The 17,805-nt window shown below is 62.3% G+C and carries 13 protein-coding genes; 5 read left to right on the forward strand and 8 right to left on the reverse strand.

Going from position 1 to position 17,805, the window contains the following annotated elements:
- Nucleotides 1-45: 45 nt before the first annotated feature.
- From adeC to ACQ4WY_RS07070, 4 genes are all read right to left on the reverse strand, one after another.
- Entirely contained in the window at nt 46-1,494 is a 1,449-nt protein-coding gene (adeC, locus tag ACQ4WY_RS07055; RefSeq protein ID WP_251350465.1) for an AdeC/AdeK/OprM family multidrug efflux complex outer membrane factor, read from the reverse strand.
- Nucleotide 1,495: 1 nt separating this feature from the next.
- Complete coding sequence (locus ACQ4WY_RS07060; RefSeq protein ID WP_436503379.1) at nt 1,496-4,660, reverse strand: efflux RND transporter permease subunit; 3,165 nt, start codon at nt 4,658-4,660, stop codon at nt 1,496-1,498.
- A 15-nt stretch (nt 4,661-4,675) separates the two neighbouring features.
- Nucleotides 4,676-5,884: an efflux RND transporter periplasmic adaptor subunit gene (locus ACQ4WY_RS07065; RefSeq protein WP_436503380.1), complete on the reverse strand. Its 1,209-nt coding sequence runs from the start codon at nt 5,882-5,884 to the stop codon at nt 4,676-4,678.
- A 486-nt stretch (nt 5,885-6,370) separates the two neighbouring features.
- A complete protein-coding gene (locus tag ACQ4WY_RS07070; protein ID WP_436503381.1) occupies nt 6,371-8,257 on the reverse strand; it encodes an MFS transporter in 1,887 nt (628 codons plus the stop codon).
- A gap of 244 nt (nt 8,258-8,501) precedes the next feature.
- On the opposite strand from ACQ4WY_RS07070, the gene ACQ4WY_RS07075 reads away from it, so the two are divergent.
- Entirely contained in the window at nt 8,502-11,702 is a 3,201-nt protein-coding gene (locus ACQ4WY_RS07075; RefSeq protein ID WP_436503382.1) for a DUF2339 domain-containing protein, read from the forward strand.
- Entirely contained in the window at nt 11,699-13,192 is a 1,494-nt protein-coding gene (locus ACQ4WY_RS07080) for a DUF3999 family protein (protein ID WP_436503383.1), read from the forward strand. The genes ACQ4WY_RS07075 and ACQ4WY_RS07080 overlap by 4 nt, the downstream gene beginning before the upstream one ends.
- Before the next feature lie 97 nt (nt 13,193-13,289).
- On the opposite strand, the gene ACQ4WY_RS07085 is transcribed toward ACQ4WY_RS07080, so the two are convergent.
- Nucleotides 13,290-14,033 (reverse strand): helix-turn-helix domain-containing protein, encoded by a 744-nt coding sequence (locus tag ACQ4WY_RS07085; RefSeq protein ID WP_353660593.1) that lies wholly within the window; start codon nt 14,031-14,033, stop codon nt 13,290-13,292.
- A 160-nt stretch (nt 14,034-14,193) separates the two neighbouring features.
- Between ACQ4WY_RS07085 and ACQ4WY_RS07090 the strand changes: the two genes are divergently transcribed.
- From ACQ4WY_RS07090 to ACQ4WY_RS07100, 3 genes are read left to right on the forward strand one after another with little or no spacing between them, the layout of a single operon-like run.
- Nucleotides 14,194-14,616, forward strand: a complete 423-nt coding sequence (locus ACQ4WY_RS07090; RefSeq protein WP_436503384.1) for a hypothetical protein — start codon at nt 14,194-14,196, stop codon at nt 14,614-14,616.
- Nucleotides 14,617-14,642: 26 nt separating this feature from the next.
- On the forward strand, nt 14,643-15,053 hold the full coding sequence (locus ACQ4WY_RS07095) for a hypothetical protein (RefSeq protein ID WP_436503385.1): 411 nt from the start codon (nt 14,643-14,645) through the stop codon (nt 15,051-15,053).
- A gap of 4 nt (nt 15,054-15,057) precedes the next feature.
- Nucleotides 15,058-15,843: a DUF2145 domain-containing protein gene (locus tag ACQ4WY_RS07100; protein ID WP_436503386.1), complete on the forward strand. Its 786-nt coding sequence runs from the start codon at nt 15,058-15,060 to the stop codon at nt 15,841-15,843.
- On the opposite strand, the gene ACQ4WY_RS07105 is transcribed toward ACQ4WY_RS07100, so the two are convergent.
- The 3 genes from ACQ4WY_RS07105 to ACQ4WY_RS07115 form a co-directional block, all read right to left on the reverse strand.
- On the reverse strand, nt 15,840-16,457 hold the full coding sequence (locus tag ACQ4WY_RS07105) for a 4'-phosphopantetheinyl transferase family protein (RefSeq protein WP_436503387.1): 618 nt from the start codon (nt 16,455-16,457) through the stop codon (nt 15,840-15,842). The two genes, ACQ4WY_RS07100 and ACQ4WY_RS07105, sit on opposite strands and share 4 nt — an antisense overlap.
- Nucleotides 16,458-16,603: 146 nt before the next feature.
- The gene (locus ACQ4WY_RS07110; protein WP_436503388.1) at nt 16,604-17,200 is read right to left on the reverse strand and encodes a hypothetical protein; all 597 of its coding nucleotides are present in this window, start codon (nt 17,198-17,200) and stop codon (nt 16,604-16,606) included.
- Between the two features lie 148 nt (nt 17,201-17,348).
- Entirely contained in the window at nt 17,349-17,798 is a 450-nt protein-coding gene (locus ACQ4WY_RS07115) for an excinuclease ATPase subunit (RefSeq protein ID WP_436503389.1), read from the reverse strand.
- Between the last annotated feature and the right edge of the window lie 7 nt (nt 17,799-17,805).

Here is a 17,805-nt window from a genome sequence, read left to right on the forward strand (position 1 = left end):
CCGGCCCTGCCCTTGCGGGCAAGGCCGGCGTCGGCGTCCCCGTGATTATTGGACGCCGCCAGCCGCCGCGACGGCTGTCTGCTCAGGCTGCCAACCGCCGCCCAGCACCTTGTACAAGGTTACCAGGTTGGTCGATTTGGCCAAACGCGCCGTGATCAGGCTTTGCTGCGCCGTGTACAGCGCGCGCTGGGCCACCAGGGCGTTCAGGTAGGACTCGGCGCCCTGCTTGTAACGCGCGTCGTGGATGGTATAGCTCTTCGTCGACGCCTCGACCAGCGAGACCTGCGATTGCAGGCGCTCGTCGATGGTGCCGCGCTGGGCCAGCGCATCGGATACTTCACGGAAGGCGACCTGGATCGCCTTTTCGTATTGCGCCACGGAGATTTCACGCTGCACCTTGGCGATATCGAGGTTGGCGCGGTTCACGCCGCCATCGAAGATCGGCAAGCTGATCTGCGGGATGAAGCTCCACGTGCCGCTGCCCGCCTTGAACAGGCCAGACAGGTTGTCGCTCAGCGAACCGGCCGTGGCCGTCAGCGAAATGCGCGGGAAGAAGGCTGCGCGCGCCGCGCCGATGTTGGCGTTGGCAGCGCGCAAGGTGCGCTCGGCCGCCAGCACGTCAGGACGGCGTTGCAGCACGTCCGACGGCACGCCGGACGGAATGTCCGCCAGGGCCGTCACGGCGCCGAACTCGCCTTGCGGCAACAGGTCGGCCGGCACGGGGCCGCCCACCAGCAAGACCAGCGCGTTCTGATCGAGCGCCACCTGGCTCGTGTAGACAGCCACGTCGGAACGGGCCGACTCGACACTGGTCTGGGCATCGTACTTGTCCAGGCCCGAGGTGGCGCCCGCACTGAAGCGGCGCACAGCCAGGTCATACGACGACTGCTGGCTCTTCAAGGTGTCCTGCGCCACGCGCAGGCGTTGCTGGTCGGCCACCAGGTTCAGATAGGTACTGGCCACTTCGGCCACCAGGCTGATCTGCTGTGCACGACGTGCTTCTTCCGTGCCCAGGTATTGTTCCAGCGCGCTGTCGGACAGGCTGCGCACGCGGCCGAAGAAGTCCAGCTCGTACGCCGATACGCCCAGGTTCGCCGTGTACTGGCGATTGATGGACGCTTCGCCGTTGGCGCTGGCGTTCTTCGGCACGCGGCTGGCCGTCTGGCCGCCGGAAGCCGACAAAGTCGGGATCAGCGCGGCGCGTTCGATGCCGTACGTGGCGCGCGCCTTCTCGATGTTCAGGATCGAGACGCGCAGGTCGCGGTTGTTGGCCAGCGCCAGTTCCAATACCTGGCGCAGGCGCGCATCGGCAAAGAACTCGCGCCAGGCGACATCCGCCACCGGCTTGGCGTCGGCGGCGGCCGTGTCGGCCTTGTAAGATGGGCCCGTCGGCCACGCCGTCGGCGCCGGCGCTGCCGGACGCTCGTACGTGGGAGCCAGGCTGCAACCGGCCAGCAAGGCCAGTGCCGCCATGGAGAGTAGCGTTTTTTTCATATTAATGCGCATCCTTAGAAAGCGTGACGGCTGGCGAGCCAGGCGTCGCCGGCGTGGTTGGCGCGTCCGACTTCGAGAAGAAGCCGCGCACCAGCACGAAGAACACCGGCACGAAGAAGATACCGAGGAACGTGGCCGTCAACATGCCGCCCAGCACGCCGATACCGATGGCGTTCTGGCTGCCGGAACCGGCGCCGCTGGATATGGCCAGTGGCAACACGCCCAGGCCGAAGGCAATCGAGGTCATCAGGATTGGACGCAGACGCAGACGCACCGCATGCAAGGTCGCGTCCAGCAGCGACATGCCCGATTCCTGCATTTCCTTGGCAAACTCGACGATCAGAATCGCATTCTTCGCCGACAGACCCACCACCGTGAGCAAGCCCACCTGGAAATACACGTCGTTCGACAGGCCGAACATCCACGTACCGAGCACGGCGCCGATCACGCCCAGCGGTACCACCAGCAACACGGAGAACGGAATCGACCAGCTTTCATACAACGCGGCCAGACACAGGAACACGATCAGCAGGGACAGCGCGTACAGCTGCGGCGTCTGCGAACCGGATTCGCGCTCTTCCAGCGAGACGCCGGTCCAGCTGAAGCCGATGCCAGGCGGCAGCTTGGCTACCATCTCTTCCATCGCGTTCATGGCGGCGCCCGTGCTTTGGCCCGGCGCCGGCGTACCCAGGATCTCTACCGACGGCAAGCCGTTGTAGCGCTCCAGGCGTGGCGACGCGTAAATCCACTTGCCGGTGGCGAAGGCCGAGAACGGCACCATCTGGCCAGCGGTATTGCGCACGAACCACTTGTTCAAGTCTTCCGGCAGCATGCGCGAACTGGCATCGCCCTGGATGAACACTTTCTTCACGCGACCACGGTCGAGGAAGTCGTTCACATACGAACTCCCCCAGCCGACGCTCAGCACGCGGTTGATTTCCGATATCTGCAAGCCCAGCGCGGTGGCTTTCTGCTGGTCGATGTCGATCTTGTACTGCGGCGTATCTTCCTGGCCGTTCGGGCGCACGCCGACCATGGCCGGATTCTGCGACGCCATGCCCAGCAACTGGTTACGCGCCGCCATCAGGGCGTCATGGCCGACACCGCCGATATCCTGCAGCTGCATGTCGAAACCGGTGGCGTTACCCAGTTCCAGCACGGCAGGTGGTGCAAACGTAAACACCATCGCATCCTTGATCTGCAACAACTTGCCCATGGCGCGACCGGCCACGGCCGGCGCTTTTTGCGCCACGTCCTTGCGCAGCGACCAGTCTTTCAGGCGCACGAAAGCGATACCCGTATTCTGGCCGTTACCGCCGAAGCTGAAACCGGCCACGGCAAACACGGAAGCGACGTTGTCTTTCTCGCTGTTCATGAAGTGGTCTTCGACCTGCTCGATCACTTTCAGGGTGCGCTCTTGCGTGGCGCCCGTCGGCAATTGAATCTGCGTGAACAGGATGCCCTGGTCTTCTTCCGGCAGGAAGGAGGTCGGCAGGCGCATGAAGATGAACACGAGGCCGGCCAGCAACAGCACATACAACAGCATCGAGCGGGCGCGGTGCGTAATCATGGCGCCAACCAGGCCCTGGTATTTGTTGCTGCTGCTATCGAAGCTGCGGTTGAACCAGCCGAAGAAGCCCTTGTTGGTGGCGTGATGGCCTTTTTCGACCGGTTTCAGCAAGGTGGCGCACAAGGCAGGCGTAAAGACCAGCGCGACGATGACGGACAGCACCATCGACGAGACGATCGTGATCGAGAACTGGCGGTAAATCACGCCCGTCGAGCCGCCGAAGAAGGCCATCGGCACGAACACGGCCGACAGCACCATGGCGATACCGACCAGCGCGCCCGTGATCTGCGTCATGGACTTGCGCGTCGCTTCCAGCGGCGACAAGCCCTCTTCGCTCATCACGCGCTCGACGTTTTCCACCACCACGATCGCATCATCGACCAGCAGACCAATGGCCAGCACCATGGCGAACATGGTCAGCGTATTGATCGAATAGCCAAACGCATTCAGGATGCCGAAGGTACCCAGCAGCACGACCGGCACGGCCATGGTCGGGATCAGGGTGGCGCGGAAGTTTTGCAGGAACAGATACATCACCAGGAAGACCAGGATGATCGCTTCGACGAGGGTCTTGACCACTTCTTCGATGGACAGTTTCACGAACGGGGTCGTGTCGAACGCCACCTGGTAGCTCATGCCTTCAGGGAATTGCTTGCTCAGGTTGCCCAGCATGGCTTTCGCCGCATTGGCCGTATCGAGCGCGTTGGCGCCCGTCGCCAGCTTGATCGCCACGCCGGTTGCCGCATGGCCGTTGTAGCGAGCCACGGTGTTGTAGTTCTCACGGCCCAGCTCCATAGTGGCCACGTCCTTCAGGTGCACCATGGCGCCATCGGTGGTGGTTTTCAGCAAGATGGCACCGAACTGCTCCACCGTTTGCAGACGGCTTTGCGCCGACACGGTAGCGTTCAACTGCTGGCCCTTGATGGACGGCGTGCCGCCCAGTTCGCCAGCCGATACTTCTGCATTCTGCGCCTGCACGGCCGTGATCACGTCCGCCGGGGTCAAGTTAAAACTTTGCAGCTTGGCCGGATTGAGCCAGATACGCATGGCGTACTGCGAACCGAACAGTGTCACATCGCCCACGCCGGCAACACGGCTGAGCGGATCGACGACGTTGGCGGCTACATAGTCGCTCAAGTCGGTCTGGTCCATCTTGCCGTTTTCGGAAATGAAACCGAACACCATCAGGAAGTTCTTCGTGGCTTTCGACACGACGAGACCCTGTTGCGTGACAGCCGTCGGCAGCAGTGGCGTGGCCAGCTGCAGCTTGTTCTGTACCTGCACCTGGGCGATGTCGGGATTGGTGCCGCTGGTAAACGTCAGCGTGATGCTGATGCCGCCAGTCGCATCGCTCGACGAAGCCATGTAGCGCAAGCCGTCGATACCCTTCATCTTTTGTTCGATAACCTGGGTGACAGCGTCTTCCACGGTCTTGGCGGAGGCGCCAGGGTAGGAACCGCTGATCGAAATCGACGGCGGAGCAATGCTCGGGTACTGCGCGATCGGCAGGCTGAGGATCGAAATCACGCCGGCAAGCATGATGACGATCGCGACCACCCAGGCAAAAATCGGGCGATCAATGAAAAAACGGGCCATTAATATTCTCCTGAATTAGTGGGCGCTGGCAGCCGATGCTGCGGCAGAAGCGGCAGCGGCAGGCGCGGCAGCAGCCTTGGCCGGCACGGCAACGGCTGGCGCGCCTGGCTTGACTTTTTGCAAGCCTTCCACGATCACGCGATCGCCTGCGGCCAAGCCGGACGTCACCAGCCAGTCGTTGCCGACCGTACCGCTGGTGGTCAGCACGCGTTGCTCGACCTTGTTTTCCTTGTTCAGGATCAGGGCGGTTGCCTGGCCCTTCTGGTTGCGCGTCACGCCCACTTGCGGCACGGTGATGGCTTTTTCATCGACGCCCGTTTCCAGCTGGGCACGCACGTACATACCTGGCAGCAATTCGCCTTTCGGGTTCGGGAACAGCGCGCGCAAGACCACATTGCCGGTGGTCGGATCGACCGTCACGCCGGAGAACTGCAGCTTGCCCGATTCACTGTACTTGCTGCCGTCCGGCAAGAGCAGGTCAACCTTGGCCTGACCTTCGCCCACTTTTTTCAGCGAGCCGTCGGCCATCTGACGTTTCAGGCGCAGCAAATCGGTGCTCGACTGGGTCACGTCGACATAGATCGGATCGAGTTGCTGCACGGTGGTCAGGGCTTCTGCCTGGCCCGCCGTGACCAGCGCGCCGGCCGTCACGGTCGAGCGGCTGGTGCGGCCGCTGATCGGCGCCGTCACGGTGCTGTACTTCAGGTTGATATTCGCCGATTCCAGCGCCGCGGTGGCGGACTCGACGTCTGCCTTGGCTTGCTCGAACGCAGCGACGGCATCATCGTATTCCTGGCGGCTCACGCCTTCGATGGCAACCAGTTCCTTGTAGCGAGACGCTTTCGGACCGGCCGTCAGCAGGTTCGCCTTGGCTTTCGACAGCGCGGCCTTGGCCGAATTATAGGCAGCCTGGTACGTGGCGGGATCGATTTGATACAGGGCCGTGCCCGCTTTCACATCGCTACCTTCGACGAACAGGCGCTTCTGGATCAAGCCACCGACTTGCGGACGCACATCGGCGACCTGGTAGGCATTCGTACGGCCGGGCAGTTCGGCGCTCATCGGCAACGCGGCCGGATTAACAGTAAACACGACCACCTGTGGCGCTTGCTGCGCGTGAGGTGCTTCCTGTTTTTTACTGCAGCCGGCCATGATTACAGTGGCGCACAGAACGGCAATAGCGCCGCTCGTACGCGGCGACGTCAAGGAAAATGTTGGTTGCATCTTGGACTTTCTGAAAAAGAAGCTGGCTAGTGTCGTTAGTGTGACTAAATTTATTAACGCAGATCAAAGAATGAACGATCATTCTAAAATCGTCAAGCATCGTTACAATTGAAACATAGTAACTATCAAGCGAATTAAATTATCAATGAGGCAATTAAATGAGGACGGCAACAGCAGCTGCACGCCAGCGAAGTCGGCTAAAAACCTGGCGGACGCTGGCAAAAACGGCAATGCGGGAAAGCAGAATTGAAGGAATACTGTAGCAGGGTAATATGTTTTTTGCTGAAGCGCAGATCCTGTGCGCAACACTTCCCGGCACCGCCTGGGCCGCCGCCATAATTATTTACTAATGGTATCTAAAAGACATGTCGCGGCAGACGCGCCAATATGCTGGCACAGCGTGACGAAGCGGGGGAGCCCAGCGACGACATGCTGCGCGCGCACCTGGCGCAGCATGTCGGGGCCGCTAGGCGAGAGGAACGACGTTTATTTCCACTTGCCGCGCAATTCCTGCACCTTTTGCTGCAGCAGTTCCGGCGTGGCGGCCTCGGGCGCCACGGGCATGCCCACGGCCAAGGACAGACGCGAGCGCAAGCCGGCCTTGAAAGCGCGCTCGAACAAATGACCATTGCGATGGCTCAGCAAATGTCCCCACAAGCCGCGCAGCGCCAGCGGAATCACAGGCACCTTGCTGCGCTCGACGATCTTGGCGATGCCGCCCTTGAATTCGCTGATCTGGCCCGTGCGGGTCAGCTTGCCTTCGGGGAAGATGCACACCAGTTCGCCTTGGTGCAGGGCTTGCGCGATATCGATGAAGGCCTTTTCCATGAGGAACGGGTCTTCCTTGGCCGGCGCGATGGGAATGGCCTTGGCCGTGCGGAAAATCCAGCCCATCAGCGGCATCTTGAAGATGCGGTGGTCCATGACGAAACGGATGGGGCGTGGGCTGGCCGCCATGATGACGATGGCGTCCACATAGCTGACGTGGTTGCATACCAGCACGGCCGCGCCTTCCGTGGGGATCCGCTCGCCGTCGACGACTTTCACGCGGTGCACGGTTTGGATGAGTATCCACGCCAGGAAGCGCATGAGAAATTCCGGCACCAGCGAGAAGATGTAGGCGGCCACCAGCGCATTCAAAATGGCCGTGACGAGGAACAGCTGGGGTATGGTAAAGCCTTGGCCCAGCAGCACGATGGCTACGCCGGCCGCCGCCACCATGAACAGCGCATTCAGGATATTCATGCCGGCGATCGTGCGCGAAATGTGTTTCGGGTCGCAGCGCGTCTGGATCAGGGCGAACAGGGGCACGATGAAGAAGCCGCCGAACACGCCGATCATGACGATGTCGATCAAGATGCGCGGCACGCCCGCCTGGCCCACGAAAGCCAGCGCGTCGACCACTTGCGTATTCGCATACGCATTGCTGGCGAAATACAGGTCGATGCCGAACAGGGACAAGCCGATGGAGCCGAACGGCACCAGGCCGATCTCGATCTTGTGGCCCGACAAGCGCTCGCACAGCAAGGAGCCTGTGCCGATGCCGACGGAAAACACGGTCAGCAGCAGCACGAACACGCTGTGGTCGCCATGCAGGAAGTCCTTCGAATACACGGGGAACTGGGCCAGGATCAGGGCGCCGTAAAACCAGAACCAGGAGTTGCCCAGCATGGCCAGGAAGACGGGACGGTTCTTGCGCGAGAAATTCAGGTTGCGGAACGATTCGGCGACAAAGTTCAGGCTCACCTTCAAGTCCGGCTCGGGCGCGGGCGTGCGCGGCACGCGGTAGCTGGCGATCAGGCCGAAAACGGCCACGGCAATCGTCGCGCCAGCCACCAGTTCCACGCCCAGCGGCTTGTGCACGATCAAGACGGCGCCCAGGATTTCGCCCAATAAAATCCCGACAAAGGTACCCATCTCGATCAGGCCATTGCCGCCGACCAGTTCCTCGGGCTTGAGCTGCTGCGGCAGATACGCATACTTGACGGGACCGAACAGGGTCGAATGCACGCCCATGCCGACCACGGCCGCCACCAGCAGCCACAGCGTATGCGTCATCCAGCCAGCGGCGGCCACGGCCATGATGGCCAGTTCCATCCATTTCACGAAACGGGCCAGGCCCGCCTTTTCGAATTTGTCGGCCAGCTGGCCCGCCGTGGCCGAAAACACGACATACGGCAGGATGAACAGGCCGGGAATCAGGTTGGTGATGGTGGACGGGTCGAGCGTGGTCCAGCTCAGCGCATCGTAGGCGAGGATCACCATCAGGGCCGTCTTGAACAGATTGTCGTTGAAGGCGCCAAAGAACTGAGTCCAGAAGAAGGGCCCGAAACGGCGCTGCGACAATAAGGAAAACTGGCTGCTTTGACTCATGGCGTGGGGAACTGGCAATTAAGGAATTGCTAAAATACAGCACTATCCTGCGCACGACAATCTGAATGTCGTCATCTTGCTTGGCATCAATACGAAAACAGCATGCCACGTCATGCTCGCCTTGCCGCCGCACGCGTTTCCCGGCACTTGCCCGGACACAACAGAAATCGCTTGTTTCTTGATAATAAGGTAATGTGCGCATATCGCTGGCGCCCCTGCCAGCCCCTCCCGGAAAGCTGCCTCCATGTTTGGATTGATCACGCTGTTCATCCTTGGCTTGCTGATTACCGGCTTCGTGCTGGTGCTGCAGTACCGCAGAAAAGTTGCCGATCTGGAGTTGCTGACGGCCCGCCTGCGCAAGGAAGTCGATAGCATCCACAAGCGCCTGCAAACGCTGGAAGGCCAGGACGAAGCGCCGGCTACCGCACCCGCCGTGGAGCTTGCTGCGCCTGTTCCTTTGCCTGTGCCTGCTCCTATTTCCGCGCCTGCACCGGTGCCGGTGCCGCCAGCCGCCCCCGTGCAGCAAGCGGCCGTGATCGAGCCGGTCGAACTGGCAAAGGTCGCTCCAGCCACTACATCCGCACCCGCGCCATCGGCACCACCTCCCCCGGCCAGGCCCGCACCTGCCGCCCCCAACACCCCATCCTGGATCGCGCACCCTGACGGCCTCGTTGCCAAGGCAAAGAATTGGCTGTTCACGGGCAACCTGGTCGCCAAACTGGGCTTGCTGATCCTCTTCCTCGGCGTCAGCTTCCTGCTCAAATATGTGTCGGCGCAGGTCACGGTGCCCATCGAGCTGCGCCTGGCCGGCATAGCACTTGCCGATATTGCCCTGCTGACCTGGGCCTGGCGCATCCGAATCAAACGTCCCGGCATCAGCTTGCCACTGCAGGGCACGGCGCTGGCGATATTGATGCTGGTGACGTTTGGCGCCTTCCGCCTGTATGAACTGATCCCGGCCGGCCTGGCTTTTGCCGTGCTGTTCGTGCTGACGGCGTTCACGTGCGTGCTGGCCGTGCTGCAAAACGCCGTCTGGCTGGCCGTCTTTGGCATCGTCGGCGGCTTTGCCGTGCCCCTGCTCGTGTCGACGGGCAGCGACAACCATATCGGCCTGTTCAGCTATTACGCGCTGCTCAATGCGGGCGTCTTCGCCATCGCCCTAAAGCGCGCCTGGCGCGTCCTGAATGTGCTGAGCTTTGGCTTTACCTTCGTCGTCGCCACCACCTGGGGCCTGCTGCGCTACACGCCCGAGCACTACCTGTCGACACAGCTGTTTTTGATCCTGTTCGTGCTGTTCTATATCGGCATCGCGATTGCCTACTGCGCGCGCCAGGCGCCGCGCCTGAAACACTATGTGGATGGCACCCTCGTCTTCGGCACGCCGCTGGCAGCCATGGGCTTGCAATACGGCCTGGTCCAGCACTTTCACTTTGGCCTGACGTTTTCCGCGCTGATTGCCGGCCTGGGCTACACGGGACTGGCCGTGACCTTGTGGCGCCGCACAGGTTTCAAACTGCTGGCCGAAGCCTTCCTCGCGCTGGGCATCGTGTTTGGCACGCTGGCCATCCCGTTCGCCCTCGATGGCCGCTGGACGTCCGCCGCCTGGGCGCTGGAAGGCGCGGGCATCGTCTGGGTCGGCTTGCGCCAGCGCCAGACCCTGGCCTGGGCCTTCGGCCTGCTGGTGCAGGGGGCCGCCTGGCTTGCCTTCCTCGTCGCCATGCAGGAACTCGATCCGGCAGCGGCGCTGCACGCCAACATCTGGCTCGGCTGCGCGCTGCTGGCCGCCGCCGCACTGGTGATGGCCTTCAATTTCCGCCGCCACGGCAGCCACTTGTACCCCGAATTCATGAGCAGCCTGTCCGTGCTGTTCCTGACGGCCGCCACGGTCTGGCTGCTGGGCGGCCTCTGGAGCGAAATCCTGCTGCGCACGTATGCCGCCACGCAATTGAACCTGCTCACCATCAGCGCGCTGGCAGTGGCAGCCCTGCTGGCGTGGCTGGCGCGACGTGAACAATGGCATGCGCCGCGCGCGCTGCTGCTGGCCGTGCAGGTGCTGGCCGGCATGATATTGCTGAGCCGCGCCAGCTGGACCTGGGACCAGCACCCGGCCAGCCTGTTCGAAGGTTCCTTCCTCAGCGCCCTGCTGCTGGGCGCCGCCGCCTTTGCCAGCGCCCGTTTCCTTGCGCTGCGCGCGCGCGGCGGCGACGAGCTGCTGGCCCTGGTCGCGCGCCCGCTGCTGGCCTGGAGCGGCTTGCTGTGGTTTGCCGCCATCCTCGTGCCGCTCACCAGCTGGCTGCTGCACCTGATCGACGGCGACCTGGAGCTGCAGCCGCACGCGGGCGAGCACTGGCTGGCGCTGTACCTGATTGCCGTGTCCATCACGACGCCTGTGTTCGCCCTCCTGGCGCGACGACTCGATTGGCCACAACTGCGCTGGTTCAGCGTGGCTGCCTGGCTGGGTCTGCTTGTGTGGAGCGCCAACGTGCTGCTGACGCTGTACCTGCACGATTACCTGCCGACCGGCTTGAGCTGGCTGGCCCTGGCAAGCGCCCTGGCGGCCGGCGAATACCTGCTGCTGGCCTGGCCGCAAGCGGGCTGGCAACTCGACGTGCGTGCGCTGCGTTTTCTGCATACGCTGCGCACGGCCGCGCCCTGGCTGATGCTGTGGCCCGTGGGCGCCATGCAGGTCAGCGCCTGGCTGGCACAGCATGAAGACAGCGTCAGCCCCGCCTGGGCCCGCTACCTGCCGGCCTGGACCATGATGCTGGCGCTGGCCTGGCTGATCCGCCGCTGCCGCGCGGGCGCCTGGCCGGTGGCGCCGATTGCCGCATGGTACCAGCGCACCCTGATACCGTTGGGCGCGCTCTGGTCTGTGCTGCTGCTTGCCGCGTGGAACATTTTCGACGATGGCGCCATGGCGCCACTGCCCTACTTGCCGTTGCTCAATCCGCTGGACTTGACCACGGGCTTTGCCGTCCTGCTGGCCATTGCCAGCTACCGCTTGCTGCCGGCAACGCAGTTGCCCCTGCCCGCCGTGTGGCAGGCGCGCTTGCCCGTCGTGGCCGCGTGCTTCCTGTATGGCTGGTTCAACCTGATGCTGCTGCGCACGGTCTCGCACTATGTCGGGGTGCCGTATACCTTTGACGCCATGCTGGCCTCGCAGTTCGTGCAAGCGATGCTATCGCTGGTGTGGAGCGTCACGGCCCTGCTGCTGATGCGCCACGCGGCCCGCCACCAGCGGCGCCAGCAATGGAGCCTGGGCGCCGTACTGCTGGGGCTGGTCGTGCTGAAATTGTTCGCCATCGACCTGTCGAACGTGGGTGGCATCGAACGCATCATATCCTTCGTGGGCGTGGGCTTGCTGATGGTCTTGATCGGCTACCTGGCGCCTTTCCCCAAGGCTGCCGCGCCAGCGCCAGCAGAACCGCAACAAGGAGCCGCATGAAACTGTCATTGATCTGCTGCAGCCTGCTGGTGGCAGGCGCCGCGCTCGCCGCGCCTGGCCAGGATAGGCCACAGGACTATGCCTGGAGCATGCCCATGCATGTACCTGCCGGCGCGGGCATCGTGCAGCTATCGTTGCCCAGGGAAGTCTACCTGCACGCCCGCTCGGCCAGCCTGGCCGACCTGCGCCTGTTTGACGCCGACGGCAAGCGCCTGGCCTATGCCATCGGTGCGCCGCCTGCGCAATCGGCCACGCAGAGGACAGCCATTCCAGCCCGCATTTTCCCCGTGACGGGCGCGACGGCAACTGGCGATGGCTTGCAAGGCATCGACATCCGCACGGCCGACGATGGCCGCTTGCTGTCGGTCAGCACGCGCGCCGGCACGGCAGCGACCACGGCGGCGCTGCAGGCGCTGATCCTCGACCTGGGCAAACAAACGCAAGACAAGCGCATCGCCGCCTTGCACTTCACGCCGCCGGCCCGCACGGACAATTACAGCGCGCAAGTGCTGCTGGAAGTGAGCGATGACCTGAAGCAATGGGACGCCATCGGCACCACCACCCTGAATTGGCTCAGCAACGGCGACACGCAAACCCTGGCCAACGACAGCATCGCCTTTGCGCCGCACACCTTTCGCTACGCACGCCTGAGCTGGCAAGCGGGCGAACCGCTGGCCTTTGCGGCGATCACGGCGCAAGCCATCAGCGAAACGGACATCGCCCCACCGCGCGCCTCCATCGTGCTGCAAGGCGCGCCCGGCACGCAAGACTATGAATGGCGCTATGCCACTCCCCTCGCCATTCCCGCCGACAGCATCGCCCTGCAATTGACGCACAACAATGTGGTGCTGCCCGTGACTCTGGGCGTGTATCGCCAGAACAGCTATGTTCCCCGGCACCGGCTACACCTGCGCCACCAGGCGCGTCCCGCGCAAGGCGCGTATTTTGATCCCCTGCTTAGCACGACGTTTTACCGCATCGGCCTCGATGGCAAGGAGAGGATCTCGGGCGACCTGGCCATGCCCGTGACGCAAACTGGCGAATGGGTGCTGCAGACGGCCAAGGAACACCCGCTCTCCGCCAGCGATGCGCCCGCCTTGCGCCTGGGCTGGACACCGTCCACCGTCATCTTCCTGGCCAGCGGCAAGCCGCCCTATCAACTGGCGTTCGGCAACAGCAACGCCGCCGCCGTCGCGCAGCCCCTGTCGCAGGTGGCGCCCGGCTTCAAGGCAGACGAATTGCTGGCGCTCAAGGCGGCCAGCACCGGCCCGCTCCAGCCCACCGCCGGTGCGGCGGCACCAGCGCTCGCCACAAAGGACGGGGCACCGTGGCGCCTGGCCGCACTGTGGAGCGCACTGCTGTTGGGCGTGGGCGTGCTGGGCTTTTTTGCCTGGCGCTTGCTAACGCAGATGAAGCAGGAACAACAGGAACAAACGGACCAGCAGCAAACGGGGCAACAGAAAACAAATGGTGCAAACCAGCACGACTAAGCACCAGCAAGACTAAGCGCCAGGAATGGTCTTATTGTGGCGTACTGACTGACTGGCTTCATTGCTGGCTTGCTGGCTTACCAACCGGCTTGCTCGCTCACTGCCTTAGCAGCGCCTTGAACGTCTGCGGCATCCACGGCCGCGCCGCCAGCATGAAGCTGATGGCCAGGCGCTCATCGCCGGGCAGACGCGCGTCCTCCTGGTGTTGCTGCGAGAATTCCACCGCCACTTGCTTCAGGCGTTCCAGCAGGGCTGCCGTGGATTTTTTCGACAACATAACATTCACCAGGCGCAACAATTCCGTCTCGCCATCGAACTGCGAATTCAAATAGTCGCCATAGGCTTCCTTTTTGAAATACGTGTGGATGGGACCGTTCGGTATCCAAGCAAACGTGCGCGCCACCAGCAGTTTGACCCGGTTATTCGGCAGCAGTTCCAGAAAACCGATCTTGTCGAGGCGCAGCAGGTATTTCACGGCTTGCGCTTCGCTGATGTCGTAGATGGCGACGATCTGTTCCAGCGGCAGCAGGTTCAGGGCGGACACGGCCACCACGAACAGCCGGGTGTCCTCGAGGATTTCCTTTTCCTGCGCATACGTCAGCCCTGTGATCAGGGTGGGCGTAGCCTGGGCTGACTGCACGGCCAGCGCCAGTTGCTGGAAATCGCTGCCGATGGCCACCAGGATCTGGTCCAGCCGTTGCAGCGTAAATTGCTTCTGCGAAAACATGCGCTTGACGCTGGCTTCGGACACGCCGATGCGCTGGGCCAGCTCGGCATACGTGACGGCGCGCGCTTTCAACAGGCGTTTCAAGGCTTCGATCAAGGCGTGGGTTTGCGGCATGCACTTCCTTTATAAAAATAGCATCGGTTCCGGCGGCAAAAAAGTAGCGTAATACGCTACCTGCGGTATGCCTGCCCGCTACGAGTAGCGTTTTCATTGACCAATTGCCCACAGTCTACAATGATGGCGTTGCCACTTGGCACACTTGAAGGAGAAACACATGAAACGCTTGCTGCCCCTCTGCCTGTCCCTATCGCTGTTGACGCTCTCCGTGGCCGCTCCCGGCCTGGTCCACGCCGCAGCTTCGGAGAACCTGTCGAAAGGCTCGCAAAACCTCAGCCAGGGTTCCGCCGTGGTCGTCGCCGGCTCCATGTCGATGCTGGTCGCTTCCGGCCAGGTGGTCGTCGCCAGCGTGGAAACGGTGGGCGAAGGCATCGTCATCGTGCTGAAAGGCGCTTCCGAGGCGGGTGGCGCGTCCATCCAGATGAGCGCGCAAGCGGCCAAGGGACTGTCGCTGGCGGCCGGCACCGTGGTCAATGTGGTGGCAATGTCCACCGGCCACATGCTGGTCATGTCCGGCAAGGCCATCGCCTTCATCCCGAACGAACTGGGCAAGGCACTGCTGCATCACTCCAAAGTGTAATACCCCAAAAGAAGAACAGGACATCCATGAAACTCGTACTCGCCATTACCCTGCTGTGCGCCGCCAGCCTGACGGCCCAGGCCGCCAACTCCGATACCACCAACGCGTCCGACAATGCCAGCATGGCTTCGGCCATCGTGCTGGTCGGCTCCATGTCGGTGCTGGCCGCCGCCGGTGAAATTGTTATCGACAAGGTGGAAGACGTGGCCGACGGCAGCGTCCTCGTGCTGAAGAGCGTGGCCAAAGGCGCATCCTCCGGCGCCACGGCCTCCGTCAAGCTGAGCCAGAAAGCCATGCAAGGCCTGTCGTTGGCGGCCGGCACGGTCGTCAACGTGGTGGCCGTCTCGACGGGCCACATGCTGGTGCTGTCGGGCAAGGCCATCGCCTATGTGCCGAACGCGTCTGGCAATGCCATCCTCCACCATTCGAAAGCGTGAACCCATGAAACGCCTGACTGCCATTATCATCAGCCTGGCCCTGGCCGGTGCCGCCCATGCGGGGCGCTCGTGCGAGGAAAAGCAAACGGACGCCACCACGCTCGTCAAATCGATGGACCTGGCGCAAAAGACCTTGCAGGCGCTCGATGCCTCGGGCGCGCAAGTGGCGCTGGTGGCGCGCGCCGGCCAGGACTTGTCGAAATACAATTTGCGCTATTCGCACATGGCGCTGGCCTGGCGCGACCACCCGAAGGGGCGCTGGCTGGTGGTGCATGAACTCAATGAATGCGGCACGGCGCAATCGTCGCTGTACAACGAAGGCTTGGGCAATTTCTTCATGGATGATGTGTTCATGTATGAAACCCTTATCCTGATTCCCGGCCAGGATACACAGCAGCAACTGGTGCGCCTGCTGACGTCGAGCACGCCCAAGCGCCTGCATGAGGCGCACTACAATATGCTGGCCTACCCGTTTTCCACCAAGTACCAGAATTCGAACCAGTGGGTGCTGGAAACCCTGGCCGCCGCCAGCAACGAGCCAGGCAAGATCGAAACGCGCGCCGAAGCGCAAGGCTGGCTGCGCAGCGCCAGCTACGCGCCGCAAACGCTCAGCATACCCGCCGCCACGCGCCTGGGCGCGCGCATGTTCCGTGCCAATATCGCTTTTGACGATCACCCTTTTGAGCGCCGCATGACGCGCCAGATCGACGTTGTCACCGTCGACTCCATCGTGCGCTTCATGCGCCAGCGCGAACCGAAGGTGCAGGAAATCGTCGTGCGGGGGAACTAGTCTGGCGCCAGGGCGGACAATAGCAAGACGGGCGCCTGCCCCAGCGGCGCCGTGCTGCACAGCACGATGGACAGCTCGGCATGTGCCACGGTCATGCAGCAGGCCTCCTCCACGCCCAGTTTGTGGCGCGCCTCCGCCTCGCTCCAACGCTGGTAAAAGACCGCCTGACGTTCCTCAGGCGGCAGCTTTTCCAGCTCGCCCGCCACGGCCGCACCAAACGCCTGGCGCGCAAGCGCCAGCACGTCGCGCTGCGGGTCGCGCAGCTCAATATCGAGCCCCAGCCGCGTAGTACTGCTCAGCGCGCAGGCGACCCAGTGGCCGCTGTGCGAAATGCTGAAATAGGGACCGCCGGCGGGTGCCAGCAGTCGCGGCGCCTGACCTGGTCTCTCTTCCAGCACGATGGACTCCGGCGCCACCGCCAATATTTCCCCCATGGCCGCGCGCAGCAAAGCGCGCCCCAGCAGGAACTGGCGCCGTCGCAACGGCCGCACAAAGCGCGTGTATCGGGCCGCTTCCGCTGCACCCAGCCAGGATTCATACTGATGGAGCTGCGCAACAGCGATCGTGCGGATATCGAGCAGGCAGATGCTGGCGCCGGACAGGACTGGGGACATGGCAGCAGATGGATAGGCAAAGGCGCAGTCTGCCACAAATCGGCAGCACGAAGGCAGGTAAAAGAGCACGGCAAAAAAATGGCAGCGCGGTCTCCCGTCGCTGCCATTTTTAGAAACCTCGCTGACGCTTGCGCGCCGTGCCGGTCTTAATTCGTCATGGGTGCCGCGACGGCTTTGTCATCGGCGCCAGTCGGGCCACCTTCGGCACGCACGTAGTTGGCCTTGATATACGCGCTGGTCAGGTTGGCAATGCGCGTCAACATCAGATTGTCATGCACGCCAAACGTAAAACCGGCGGCCATGGCGTCGGCACGCTGGAAAAACTCCGGCGTCGCAACCAGCGCACCCTTGTTATCGCGGATCATGACGCGCATGCGAACGCCCGAACTACCAGCCAATGGCCCCAGGAATACGCGCTTGGCGCCGCTCTTGAACTGGATTTCTTCCACGATCGGCTCAATGGTCAATACGCGGCCATTGGCCGGCGCCGCGTTCCAGGTCCTCAGCGATTCGGCCAGGTCCTTGCGGATGTTTTCGTCGATTTTTGCCATGCCAGCCTGGTTGCCCTTGTAACCCTCGGCAAACACCATCGGCTTGACTTCGATACGGCCAAACGACGAAAACGCCTCGCTCGGTGCCGGATTCTGCGTGGACGATGCCTTGATCGGCGTGGCACAGCCCTGCAACATGGATACTGTCAGCAGTGCGCCAGCCAGGATGGTGGTTCTTGATGCTTTGTACATATTCTCTTTCTATTTTTTATTGGAATAGTTTCCAGGCACCTTGAACTTGGCAAAGGCGCCCGTAACCTGTTTGAACAGCTTCCCTGCTACTTGCTTACTTACAACTTGTTTACTACTTACTTGCTACTTCTTGCTGCTTGATTGGTACTTACTTGCCTGTTTTTAACTTCACGAACTCGCCCTTCAAAGCCACGCCCGTCATCATCGTGCCTTCATGGCATTCGAATTCCGTGGCGCTGGAATTTTCGATGTTTTTGTAATTGCTGACGATATTGACGACGGCGTCGGCGCCCACCGACTGGGCGCGCTTTTGCAGCGCCAGCATGGCCGAGAGGAAGGCCCAGTTGCACGAGGTTTCTGCCGACTTGCCAACGCCATTAGTTTTCTGGCTGGTCTTGTCGCTGCTGATGCGCGTGGCAATCGGAGGTGTTGCCTGGTCGCCGAAATAGAATTTGACGGTATCGCCAAGGCGGGCCTGGGCATCGTTGGCGGACATCGCATTGGCGATCGGCATCATATGTTTGGTATCGCCTGCCTGTGCCGGCAAGACAAACGTCAACGTTGCACTCATGGCTGCCAGGATCATCATTTTTTTCATGCTATTT

It is taken from the genome of Janthinobacterium salmonicoloratum (genome assembly GCF_051380845.1).
Taxonomy (GTDB): Bacteria; Pseudomonadota; Gammaproteobacteria; order Burkholderiales; family Burkholderiaceae_D; genus Janthinobacterium; species Janthinobacterium lividum_F.